Origin of the sequence: Halospina sp. K52047b (genome assembly GCF_008709855.1) — a bacterium.
Taxonomy (GTDB): domain Bacteria; phylum Pseudomonadota; class Gammaproteobacteria; order Pseudomonadales; family Oleiphilaceae; genus Halospina; species Halospina utahensis_B.
In genome coordinates, this window is the sequence record NZ_VYJH01000014.1 from 60,742 (window position 1) to 71,551 (window position 10,810).

Annotated in this window: 12 protein-coding genes; 6 read left to right on the top strand and 6 right to left on the bottom strand. The window is 63.4% G+C overall.

All coding sequences use genetic code 11. The features are described from left to right. The first annotated feature begins 1 nt into the window (after position 1). From F3089_RS14415 to F3089_RS14425, 3 genes are read left to right on the top strand one after another with little or no spacing between them, the layout of a single operon-like run. Positions 2 to 1,138 carry a murein hydrolase activator EnvC family protein gene (locus F3089_RS14415; RefSeq protein WP_151441483.1) on the top strand — a complete coding sequence of 379 codons (1,137 nt, stop codon included), beginning with the start codon at positions 2 to 4 and terminating at the stop codon, positions 1,136 to 1,138. A gap of 17 nt (positions 1,139 to 1,155) precedes the next feature. Further along, positions 1,156 to 2,595: a S41 family peptidase gene (locus tag F3089_RS14420; RefSeq protein ID WP_151441484.1), complete on the top strand. Its 1,440-nt coding sequence runs from the start codon at positions 1,156 to 1,158 to the stop codon at positions 2,593 to 2,595. Further along, complete coding sequence (locus F3089_RS14425) at positions 2,579 to 3,400, top strand: divergent polysaccharide deacetylase family protein (protein WP_225741777.1); 822 nt, start codon at positions 2,579 to 2,581, stop codon at positions 3,398 to 3,400. Before F3089_RS14420 ends, F3089_RS14425 begins: the two co-directional genes overlap by 17 nt. A 24-nt stretch (positions 3,401 to 3,424) precedes the next feature. Here F3089_RS14425 and hisF read toward each other — a convergent pair whose 3' ends face one another. From hisF to F3089_RS14450, 5 genes are all read right to left on the bottom strand, one after another. After that, the gene (gene hisF / locus F3089_RS14430) at positions 3,425 to 4,195 is read right to left on the bottom strand and encodes an imidazole glycerol phosphate synthase subunit HisF (protein WP_151441485.1); all 771 of its coding nucleotides are present in this window, start codon (positions 4,193 to 4,195) and stop codon (positions 3,425 to 3,427) included. Continuing rightward, complete coding sequence (gene hisA / locus F3089_RS14435) at positions 4,192 to 4,932, bottom strand: 1-(5-phosphoribosyl)-5-[(5-phosphoribosylamino)methylideneamino]imidazole-4-carboxamide isomerase (protein ID WP_151441486.1); 741 nt, start codon at positions 4,930 to 4,932, stop codon at positions 4,192 to 4,194. The genes hisF and hisA overlap by 4 nt, the downstream gene beginning before the upstream one ends. Continuing rightward, positions 4,932 to 5,573, bottom strand: a complete 642-nt coding sequence (hisH, locus tag F3089_RS14440) for an imidazole glycerol phosphate synthase subunit HisH (protein WP_151441487.1) — start codon at positions 5,571 to 5,573, stop codon at positions 4,932 to 4,934. The genes hisA and hisH overlap by 1 nt, the downstream gene beginning before the upstream one ends. Positions 5,574 to 5,575: 2 nt before the next feature. Next, entirely contained in the window at positions 5,576 to 6,169 is a 594-nt protein-coding gene (hisB, locus tag F3089_RS14445) for an imidazoleglycerol-phosphate dehydratase HisB (RefSeq protein WP_151441488.1), read from the bottom strand. Positions 6,170 to 6,233: 64 nt separating this feature from the next. Then, entirely contained in the window at positions 6,234 to 6,704 is a 471-nt protein-coding gene (locus F3089_RS14450) for an SRPBCC family protein (RefSeq protein WP_095618709.1), read from the bottom strand. A 157-nt stretch (positions 6,705 to 6,861) separates the two neighbouring features. Here F3089_RS14450 and F3089_RS14455 point away from each other — a divergent pair, with 157 nt between their 5' ends. Together F3089_RS14455 and mutY are read left to right on the top strand one after the other, a co-directional pair. Then, positions 6,862 to 9,027: an AsmA family protein gene (locus F3089_RS14455; RefSeq protein WP_151441489.1), complete on the top strand. Its 2,166-nt coding sequence runs from the start codon at positions 6,862 to 6,864 to the stop codon at positions 9,025 to 9,027. 2 nt (positions 9,028 to 9,029) lie between these two features. Next, on the top strand, positions 9,030 to 10,070 hold the full coding sequence (mutY, locus tag F3089_RS14460; protein WP_151441490.1) for an A/G-specific adenine glycosylase: 1,041 nt from the start codon (positions 9,030 to 9,032) through the stop codon (positions 10,068 to 10,070). Between the two features lie 11 nt (positions 10,071 to 10,081). On the opposite strand, the gene F3089_RS14465 is transcribed toward mutY, so the two are convergent. Further along, entirely contained in the window at positions 10,082 to 10,594 is a 513-nt protein-coding gene (locus F3089_RS14465) for a shikimate kinase (protein WP_151441491.1), read from the bottom strand. 111 nt (positions 10,595 to 10,705) lie between these two features. On the opposite strand from F3089_RS14465, the gene F3089_RS14470 reads away from it, so the two are divergent. Beyond that, positions 10,706 to 10,810, top strand: a 105-nt coding sequence (locus F3089_RS14470; RefSeq protein WP_151441492.1) for a DUF2256 domain-containing protein, incomplete at its 3' end; no start/stop codon positions are given.

The following is a 10,810-nucleotide window of genomic DNA, read 5'->3' on the forward strand; positions in this document are numbered from 1 at the left end:
CATGCGCCGCGTCGTTCTGGCGATGCTGCTCGGGACGGCGCTCGCGGCTCCGGCACAGGAGGATGAGCAGGCTGCCCGCGAGCGCCTGGATGACGTAAAGCAGGCCATTGAGTCCGTTTCCCACTGGCTCGAGGATGCCCGCGCCAACGAGGATGCCACCCTGACCCGTCTGCGGGAGGCCGAGGAGGCCGTGGCACGCAGCCAGCAACGCCTCAACCGGATCAATTCAGACATCACCGGGCTGGATGAGGAGCTCGCCGGACTGGAGCAGCGCAACCGGAAGCTGGAAGCCGAGGCGGAGCGCGGTCGGGAAACACTGAGAGAAGTTGTGCGCTCCGCCTGGCGCCAGGGGGAGCAGCCCGCCCTGCGGCTGTTCCTCTCCCAGAAGGATCCCGGGCAGGCGGCCCGACTGCTGGAATGGCACCAGCGCCTGGGCAATCATACCCGTCAGCAGTTGGCGGAACTGGCGGATACCATGGAAGCCCTTGAACGCAACCGGCAGGAGATGCAGGCAACACGCGAGCAGCTGGCCGTCAAGCGCGAACAGGCCCGCGAGCAGCGCGATGAACTGCAACAGCGCCGCAACGAGCGCGAGCAGCGCCTGGCGGAACTGCGCCAGCGCATCAGTGAACGCGAAAGCCGGCTGGCTTCGCTGCGGGAGGACCGGGAGCGTCTTGAGGCGCTCATCGAGGAAATGGCAGCGTCCATCTCTGGCATCGAAGCCCCCGAGGACATCCGGCCATTTTCCGAACTGCGTGCTAGACTGCCATGGCCACTGGATGGAACCGTCAGCAACCACTTCGGTGATGCCGTCGGTGACAGTGGCATGCAGGCCAATGGCATCCGCATCCGCGCGGACAAGGGCACGCCCGTGACAGCCGTCCACTACGGGCGCGTTGTCTTTGCCAACTGGTTGCGCGGGTTCGGGCTCATGATCATCATAGATCATGGCGACGGCTTCATGAGCCTGTACGGAAACAACGATACCCTGAGCCATTCGGCCGGCGAATGGGTACAGGCCGGCGAGACCATCGCCCGCACCGGTAACAGTGGCGGGCGTTCCCAATCCGGTCTTTACTTTGAGATACGCCATAACGGCCAGCCGGAAAATCCCGAAGCCTGGCTCGAAAAGCACTGAACAGGAACGCAGCGCCCATGCGACACAGCTCCCGGAACCCCGTCACCACCCTCGCTCTCAGCCTGGTGCTGACGCTGACCGCCCTCCCCGGCGTCGCGGCCGAGCCCATGGAAGGGGAGGACAATGACCCCACGCGTAACATTGATAACCAGCCGCCAGTGAACGGTCAGACCAACGAGCTGGAAGTGCAGCTGGCAGACCCTGAGAAACAGCTGCCACTGGACGAACTGCGCAAGTTCACAGAGGTGTTTGAGCGCATCAAGCGCGGCTATGTTGAAGAGGTCAGTGACAAGGAGCTCCTCAACAAGGCCATTGACGGCATGCTCTCTGGGCTTGATCCCCACTCCGCCTATCTGGAGCCCGAGGCTTTCTCCCAGCTGGAGGAGAGCACTTCCGGGGAATTCGGAGGGCTCGGCATCGAGGTCGGTATGGAGGATGGCTTTGTCCGGGTCATCTCACCGATCGACGGCACGCCCGCACAGGAGGCCGGCGTCCAGGCAGGGGACCTGATCATCGAGATCGACGGCACCCCGGTGAAGGGCATGAGCCTGGAGGAAGCGGTCAAGGAAATGCGTGGCGAGCCCGGGACCACGATCGACCTTACGATCGGGCGTGACGGCGAAAGCAGCCCCATTGAGGTGACCATTGAGCGGGCCATCATCGAGGTGGACAGTGTTCGCTCACGCATGCTCGAACCCGGCTACGGCTACATCCGCATCAGCCAGTTCCAGCAAAACACCGGCCAGGAGTTCAGAACCGCCTATGAGGAGCTGGTGAACAAGCACGGTAACGAGCTGGACGGCGTGGTGCTCGACCTCCGGAACAACCCTGGCGGGGTGCTTGAGGCAGCCGTGGACGTGGCGGACTCGCTGATCAATGAAGGCCGGATCGTCTACACCAAGGGCCGCATTGAGAGCAGCCAGCTGAGCTTCGATGCCAGCCCCGGCGGCATCGCCGAGAACGTGCCCATTGTGGCGCTGATCAATTCCGGCTCCGCATCGGCCTCGGAAATCCTTGCCGGCGCGCTCCAGGACCAGCGCCGCGCGGTTATCATGGGCACCAAGTCCTTCGGCAAGGGCTCGGTCCAGACGGTCATGCCGCTGGGCGACAGCCACGGCATCAAGCTCACCACGGCGCGCTACTATACCCCGGATGGTCGCTCCATCCAGGCCAAGGGCATCGAGCCGGACATCGAGGTACGGCCGGCGGAACTGCGTGATGTGGAATCCGCACGCCGGTTCAGCGAGGCGGACCTGCCCGGTCACCTTGAGAACGGCCAGAAGGCCGAGGAAAAGTCGGATGACACCGGCACCGATGAAAGCGAAGAAGAGGCACAGCGCAAGGACTACCAGCTGCGCTCGGCACTGAACCTGCTCAAGGGCATGCGGATCCTCACCCCGGAGAAGGACAAAGCCGCCGGAACGAAGTCCGAGGGGGCCAATGGCGAGGCGGACTGACACACGCATGCGCTTCGCCCTCAGCCTTGCACTCAGCGCACTGGTGCTCCTGGGCCCCGGCAGCGCGTCCGGCCAGGGCCCGCCCCCGACCATTGCCATCATCATTGATGACCTCGGGCTCAATCAGGAGGCCGGGGCACGCCTGCTGGCGATGGATCAGCCCCTGACGCTGGCCTTCCTGCCACACCGCCCCTATACCCGGGAACAGGCCAGAGCAGCGGCCGATGACGGTAAAGAAGTCATACTCCATGCGCCCATGGCCAATAAGGCCCGCATTGGGCTTGGGCCGGGCGGGCTGGCGGCAGACATGTCCCAGCGGGAAGTCCAGAGCACGCTGCACAGCGCTCTGGCTTCGGTACCTGGCGCTACCGGCGTCAACAACCACATGGGCAGCCTGCTCACAGAGGTTAAGGAGCCCATGGGCTGGGTGATGGATGAGCTGGCGGGGCGTGATCTGCTGTTCATCGACAGCCGCACCACGGCAGCGACGGTGGCGGAAACCACGGCACTGTCAAAGGATGTGCCCGTCATGAGCCGGGATGTCTTCCTGGACAACGAGCGGGATCAGGCCAGTATCCACCGGCAGTTCCGGCAGCTGCTCAGGAAAGCACGGAAGGATGGCACGGCCATCGGGATCGCCCACCCGTATGAGGAAACGCTGGATTACCTGGAGGCGGTGCTTCCGGAGCTGGACCGGCATGGCTACGCCATTGCCACGGTCAGCACGGTCTGGTCCATGCGCCATAATAACCGACCCCTGTTCCCTGATCTTCCAGACCCACGACTGGTCCAGAAGCAGGAGTAACCAGTTGCAGGTTACAGAGGCGCTCTAACGCATAACGATGCCGTGATCGCGCATGTAGTCCTTGGCCTCGGCGATGGTGTACTCACCGAAGTGGAAGATGGAGGCTGCGAGCACGGCATCGGCACCGCCTTCCAGCACGCCGTCCACCAGATGCTGCAGGTTTCCTACCCCGCCTGAGGCGATCACCGGCACGGGCACCGCATCACTGATCGCGCGGGTCAGGCCCAGATCAAAACCGCTTTTCGTACCGTCCCGGTCCATGCTGGTCAGCAGAATCTCACCGGCACCGTAGTCAGCCATCCGCTTGGCCCATTCAACCGCATTCAGCCCCGTGGCGTTGCGGCCACCATGGGTGAAGATCTCGTAGCGTGGCTCCTCGCCCTCACCGCTCACGCGCTTGGCATCAATGGCCACCACGATGCACTGGGAGCCGAAACGCTCGGCGGCCTCGCGCACGAATTCCGGGTTGTGCACGGCCGCGGTGTTGATACTGACCTTGTCCGCCCCCGCATTGAGCAGGTTGCGGATATGGCCCACGTGGCGCACGCCACCGCCAACGGTCAGCGGGATGAACACCTCGCCGGCCATGCGCTCCACCGTCTCGTAGGTGGTGTCGCGACTTTCATGACTGGCGGTGATGTCCAGGAAGGTGATCTCGTCGGCGCCGGCATCGTTATAGCGACGTGCGACCTCAACCGGATCGCCGGCATCGCGGATCTCAACGAAGTTAACGCCCTTTACCACGCGGCCCTTGTCCACGTCCAGGCAGGGAATGATGCGGCGCGCCAGGCTCATGACGAGGCCACCGAATCGCAGTAGCGCTGGGCCTCGGCAAGGTCCAGTGTGCCCTCGTAAATGGCCCGGCCGGTTATGGCCCCGGTAATGCCGGACCCCGCCACCTGGGCCAGCGCCCGCACATCCACCATGCTGGAAACACCGCCGGAGGCGATCACAGGGATGGAGGTGGATTCCGCAAGACGGCGGGTGGCGTCCACGTTCACGCCTTCCATCATGCCGTCGCGGGCGATGTCGGTGTAAACGATCGCATCCACGCCGTCATTGGCGAAGCGCTGGGCCAAAGTCGTTGCCTCAACGCTGGATGTCTCGGCCCAGCCCTCGGTGGCCACCATGCCGTCGCGCGCATCCAGCCCAACGATGATGTGGCCGGGATGCGCATGGCACATGGCGGTCACGAAATCCGGATCGCGCACGGCCTGGGTGCCGATGATGACCCACTGCACACCCGCGTCCAGATAGGCCTCGACCACCTCCCGCGAACGGATGCCGCCACCGATCTGGATCGGCAGATCCGGGTAGGCACGGGCAATCGCCCGTATGATGCCGTCGTTGACGGGCTTGCCCTCGAAGGCGCCATTGAGATCCACCAGGTGCAGGCGGCGAGCGCCGGCTTCCACCCAGCGCCCGGCTACTTCCACCGGATCCCGGGAGAAGACAGTGGAGTCCTCCATGCGCCCCTGGCGCAGGCGGACGCATTCACCGTCCTTGAGGTCGATGGCGGGTATGATCAGCATCAGAGAGAACCGTCCCAATCAATGAAGTTGCGAAGAAGCTGGAGTCCGGCGTCGTGGCTCTTTTCCGGGTGGAACTGCACCGCGAACAGGTTCGGTGCCGCCACCGCCGCGGCCAGGTCGACGCCGTAATGGCAACGACCGGCCAGGTTGGCGTTGCCCTCGGCCTCCACGTAATAGCTGTGCACGAAGTAGAAACGGGTGCCATCGGCAATGTCACGCCACAGTGCCGGCGCAGCCGTCTGGAACACCTGGTTCCAGCCCATATGCGGCACTTTGAGGCGCTGCCCGTCCTCGCGGAGATCATGGCCAAAGAAACGGACACTGGCCGGCAGCATCCCAATCCCCTCGGTCCCCTCGTTCTCCTCGCTGGCGGCCATCAACGCCTGCATGCCGACACAGATGCCCAGCAGTGGTTTCTGCTCCACCGCCTCGCGCACCCATTCGTCCACGCCCAGGCGGCGGATTTCGGCCATGCAGTCGCGCATGGCGCCAACGCCGGGCAGTATGACCCTGTCGGCCGCGCGCACCCGTTCATACTGGTCCGTGATCGAAACCCGCACTTCCGGCGCCACCCGCTCGATGGCCTTGCCCACCGAGTGCAGGTTGCCCATGCCATAGTCGATGATCGCCACTTCCTTCATGGTCAGAGCGATCCCTTGGTCGAGGGCATGGCACCGGCCGCGCGCTCATCCTCCTCCACCGCCATGCGCAGGGCACGGCCGAAGGCCTTGAACACAGTCTCGATCTGGTGGTGGCTGTTGGTACCGCGCAGGTTGTCGATGTGCAGCGTCACCATGGCGTGGTTCACGAAGCCACGGAAAAACTCCTCGAAAAGATCCACATCAAAGCGGCCCACATGGGAACGGGTGAAAGGCACCTCCATGGTCAGCCCCGGGCGGCCGGAAAGGTCCAGAACCACCCGCGACAGAGCCTCATCCAGGGGGACATACGCATGGCCATAGCGATTGATGCCCTTCTTGTCGCCCACCGCTTTCGCCAGGGCCTGCCCCAGCGTGATGCCAATGTCCTCGACTGTGTGGTGATCGTCGATCTCAAGATCCCCGCTTGCCTGGACATTGAGATCGATCAGCCCGTGCCGGGCGATCTGCTCCATCATGTGCTCGAGAAAAGGCACTCCGGTGTCGAAGTCCGCCTGCCCGGTGCCGTCCAGGTTCAGACTCACCGAGATCCGTGTTTCGAGGGTATCGCGCTCCACGCGCGCCATCCGATCAGCCATGTCGTTCATCCGCAGGCGTCCAAAACCGCCATTATAGCCCGAAACCGCCCCGCCTTTCAGTGCCTCAGGCGTCGCGGAACGCACTCTTGAGGTTGTCGATGTAGGTGTCCACGAAGCCGTTGAACTCGTGCTTGACCACCGGTGAGACGGCCATCTTCATGACCCTGGGCAGCGGCAGCGTCAGCTCGGCTTCGGTCTGGAAGGCGAGTGCGGTCTGGCCGTCGCCGGCATCACGCAGATCCCAGCGGCCACCCACCAGGCCGTTGCCCTCACCACGCACCGGCGTCCACTCAATCACGCCCCGGTCACGATCCGACTCATAACGGCAGGCATAGACCGTCTGGATGCTGTACTTGTCCACTCCGACCTTTTCCATTTCCCAGCGGTAGGTATTGTCGCCGAGATCCGTCAGTTCATGGACCTTCGGGAAATAGGACACCGAGCGCGGTACATCGGCCAGCAGTTCAAACACCGAATCGTAATCGCCATCCAGCGTGAACTCGCGCTGGATCTCAATGGCTACCGTAATGGACATGGTTCCGTTCCTGTTGTTGTTCATGAAGCTTTGTTTAAACTGCGCGCACCTTCTCCAATTCCCCGCGCCCGGTCAAGACAGAAGAGGACGGAGTGGTTCCTCAAGCCCCAGCCATGCGTTATCTTGAACTACTGAAGCCACTGTCAGGGAACGCAGAATGAAAGCCCTCCGCATCGCACTTATCGCCATTGTCGCACTGGTCATCCTGCTTGTCGCTGCCGTGGGTACAGCCATGATGGTCATCGACCCGAACGACTATAAAAGTCACATCGAGCAGGCCGCCGCTGACAACACCAACCTGGAACTCAGGCTCAACGGCGACATCCAGTGGTCCTTCATTCCCCTCGGGCTTTCCGTGGCGGATGTGCAGGCGTCGCTGGAGGGCGAGGAATTCGTGGCGCTGGATGAGCTGGTGGCCAGTGTGGACCTGTGGTCGCTGATCACCATGACGCCCGCGGTCCACACCTTCCAGCTGGACGGTTTCCGCGCCAATCTCGCAATGGCTGAGGACGGCACCGGCAACTGGACACGGATCATGCCGGAAGCGGAAAAGCAGGAAGCCGCCGCTCCCGCAGAAACGGAACAGACCCTGACCGATGAGTCCGGCAGCGAGCTGATCAGCTTCAATGTGCAGGAAGTCCGGATCAGCAATGCGCAGGTGAACTTCGAGAACCGTCAGTCCGGCCAGTCCTTCCAGCTCAGCAATGCCAGCCTTGAGGCCAGTGACATTGCCCTGGGGCAGGACTTCCCGCTGGAACTGGGATTCAGTGTCTCGCTCAATGAGCCGGAACTGGATGTGGGCGGCACCCTGGCAATGCAGCTCAATGCCGCACAGAACATGAAACAGTTCTCGATGAGCGGACTCGACGGCGACTTCACCCTGACCGGTGCTCCCTTCAATGGGGAAACCGTGAGTGCGGGACTGAGCGGCTCGGCCAGCGCAGACCTGGACGCGGAAACCGCCAGCGTCAGCGGCCTTATGGCCAGCCTGGAGAATCTGGAGGTGACCTCCAACCTGAACATCCAGGGGTTCAGTGCCCAACCGGATGTCAGTGGCGATCTGAAAGTGGCCGAATTCTCACCCGCCACACTCCTGGAGCAGCTTGGCCAACCAGCCATTGAGACACGGGATGAGGGCGTGCTCTCTAAGGCTGCTTTCGAGACCACCCTGGCCACCCGCGAGGGCATGGTCCGGCTCCAGGAGACCCGCGTCCAGCTGGATGAAACCGAGTTCAAGGGCCAGCTCGGGTACGGACTGGAGAACCAGGCGATCCTGGTCGACCTCCAGGGCAACCGCTTCAACCTCGACCGCTACCTGCCGCCGAAACCGGAAGACGGCGAGGACGCGTCAGAAGACGCCAGTGAACAGGATACCGGCGGCACTGCCTCCAGCGGTGAAGGCGAACTGCTGCCCCTGAAAACACTGCGCGGACTCAACCTGGACATCCGGATCGGCCTCGGCGAACTGGTGGCCAGCAACCTCACACTCACCGAACTGCTTGCAAAGGTCTCGGGCAGCGAGGGGCGCCTGTCACTGGATGAGCTCAGTGCCAGGCTCTATGACGGCGGCTTCAATATGACGGCATCACTGGATGCCCGCACCGACAACCCGAAATGGCAATTCAACAAACAGCTCTCCGGTGTACAGACCCAGCCGCTGCTGGTGGACCTGGCGGAAATGGACCTGCTTTCTGGCGGCATGAACCTGAACGCCAGCGGCACCTCACGGGGTAACAGCATCAACGCCCTGCTTGAGAACTCGAACGGCAAGGCCGACTTCCGGATCGAGGAAGGCGCGATCGAGAACGTCAACATGACGCGCATGGCCTGCCAGGGCATCAGCCGGGTACACGGCGAATCCCTGAGCGTCGAGGACTGGGGGGACAGCACCCCCTTCAACGACATGAGCGGCAACTTCACCATCAACAGCGGCGTTCTGGAAAATGAGAACCTGACCGCCGACCTCGCCGGCCTGCGCCTTGAAGGCGACGGCGTGGTGAACCTGATCGAATCCATGCTCGACTACCGCGTGGGCCTGCGTGTGGTGGGCGAGGTCCACCGGGACAACGCCTGCCGCGTAAACGAACGCATCCAGAACGTGATCATCCCTGTGCGTTGCAAGGGCGGCTTCGGGGATGACCCGGCAGGACTCTGCGGTTTTGACGGCAGCCGCTTTGGCGATGTGCTCGAATCCATGGCCCGCCAGGAAGTGGACCGCAAGAAGGAAGAAGCCGAGGAGAAGGCTCGTGAACGCGTCGAGGAGGAAATCAAGGAGCGCGTGGACGAGGACACCCGGGACCGGATCCGGAACCTGTTCAACTGATCATGGCAGACTGGTTCGCCGAACAGCTGCTGCAGTGGTACGACCAGCACGGGCGCAAGGACCTGCCCTGGCACCGGGAGCGTTCCGCCTACCGGGTCTGGGTCTCGGAGATCATGCTCCAGCAGACCCAGGTCACCACCGTCATCCCCTACTTCGAGCGCTTCATGGAGCGCTTCCCGACGGTGGATGACCTGGCCGCCGCCAGCACGGATGAGGTCATGGGCTACTGGTCCGGCCTCGGTTACTACGCCCGGGCACGCAATCTCCATAAGGCGGCGATCACCGTTGTGGAGCAGTACGGTGGTGCGTTTCCGGAAGAACAGGACACTCTTCAGCAGCTTCCCGGCATAGGCCGCTCAACCGCCGCAGCCATCGTCGCCCAGGCCCATGGCCAGCGCGCCGCCATCCTGGATGGCAACGCCAAGCGGGTACTCGCCCGCTACCACGCGGTGGAGGGCTGGCCCGGGCGCACCGCGGTTGCCAATGAACTCTGGGAGCATGCCGAGGCGCATACGCCGGACGAACGCATACAGGCCTACACCCAGGCGATCATGGATCTCGGCGCCATGGTCTGCACCCGGCGCCGCCCGGGCTGCGCTGCCTGCCCGGTACGCGAGGGCTGCCTGGCCTATGCGCGCAACAACCCGGAGGCCTACCCCGGCAGCAAGCCGAAAAAGGAAAAACCGGAGAAAAGCGTCTGGATGCTGGTGATCGAGGACGGCGAAGGCCGGATGCTGCTGGAGCAGCGCCCGCCCAGTGGGATCTGGGGCGGGCTGATGAGCTTCCCGGAAGCCGATCCCGCACTGCAGCCGGAAGAGCTGCCCGAGCACTGCGAGACCGCGCTCGGGCTGGAAACCTCCGAACCCGAAACACAGGAACCCTTCCGGCACACCTTCAGCCACTACCACCTCTGGATCCGCCCGGTGCGGCTCACCGCCATCAGCACACAAGCGCTCCAGGATGACCGCAGCCGCGCGTGGCTCCACCGGCAGAGCGCCCTCGAGGCAGGGCTGCCCGCACCGATACGCCGCCTTCTGAGCTGACCCCGGACGCCTCAGGCCTTCGGAATCGCCGCCATCACCGCCTCGCACACCGCCTCCATCGAGCGACTATCACAGGTGATGGCAATGTCGGCGTAGCGCCGGTACAGATCCAGGCGCTCATCAAACAGATCCTCGATGGTCTGCTCCGGGCGCTTGGAAATACCCCGCAGGCTGTAGTCCCCAATACGCTTCCGCACGGTCTCCAGGGAGACATCCAGAAAGACCACCACACTGCTGGTTTTCAGATGGGCCATACCGGCTTCGCTGTAGACCACGCTGCCGCCGGTCGCGATCACGTGGTTGGAGAGCTGCAGCGACAGCAGCACCTGCTCCTCCACCTCGCGCAGTGCCTCATAGCCGTTCTCATCCACAATCGTCTGCAGGGTGGCCCCCGCGCGGCTCTGGATCAGCAGGTCCGTATCCACAAAGTCCCGGCCGCTGGCCTTGGCCAGGAGCACACCAACCGTACTCTTGCCCGACCCCGGCATGCCGATCAACGCGATATTGGTCTTCGATTCAGTCATTAAGCGGTTACCCGGTACTTGTGGCGTTTCCCCCTATGATACGCAATGAAGCCCCGGTATGGACCCACCCCGCGAGCAGTCCAGCACCGGCAAGCGGGCGTATGCTGGACCATGGGTCACAAACCACTCCCCGAAAAAACCTGCCCCGTCTGCAGGCGCCCCTTCAAGTGGCGCCGCAAGTGGGCCCGCTGCTGGGATCAGGTCATCTACTGCAGT

Bases quoted from the DNA above. Each gene is read 5' to 3' on its own strand.
- F3089_RS14415 (WP_151441483.1), top strand. From the start codon at position 2: ATGCGCCGCGTCGTTCTGGCGATGCTGCTCGGGACGGCGCTCGCGGCT.
- F3089_RS14420 (WP_151441484.1), top strand. From the start codon at position 1,156: ATGCGACACAGCTCCCGGAACCCCGTCACCACCCTCGCTCTCAGCCTG.
- F3089_RS14425 (WP_225741777.1), top strand. From the start codon at position 2,579: ATGGCGAGGCGGACTGACACACGCATGCGCTTCGCCCTCAGCCTTGCA.
- hisF (WP_151441485.1), bottom strand. From the start codon at position 4,195: ATGAGCCTGGCGCGCCGCATCATTCCCTGCCTGGACGTGGACAAGGGC.
- hisA (WP_151441486.1), bottom strand. From the start codon at position 4,932: ATGCTGATCATACCCGCCATCGACCTCAAGGACGGTGAATGCGTCCGC.
- hisH (WP_151441487.1), bottom strand. From the start codon at position 5,573: ATGAAGGAAGTGGCGATCATCGACTATGGCATGGGCAACCTGCACTCG.
- hisB (WP_151441488.1), bottom strand. From the start codon at position 6,169: ATGGCTGATCGGATGGCGCGCGTGGAGCGCGATACCCTCGAAACACGG.
- F3089_RS14450 (WP_095618709.1), bottom strand. From the start codon at position 6,704: ATGTCCATTACGGTAGCCATTGAGATCCAGCGCGAGTTCACGCTGGAT.
- F3089_RS14455 (WP_151441489.1), top strand. From the start codon at position 6,862: ATGAAAGCCCTCCGCATCGCACTTATCGCCATTGTCGCACTGGTCATC.
- mutY (WP_151441490.1), top strand. From the start codon at position 9,030: ATGGCAGACTGGTTCGCCGAACAGCTGCTGCAGTGGTACGACCAGCAC.
- F3089_RS14465 (WP_151441491.1), bottom strand. From the start codon at position 10,594: ATGACTGAATCGAAGACCAATATCGCGTTGATCGGCATGCCGGGGTCG.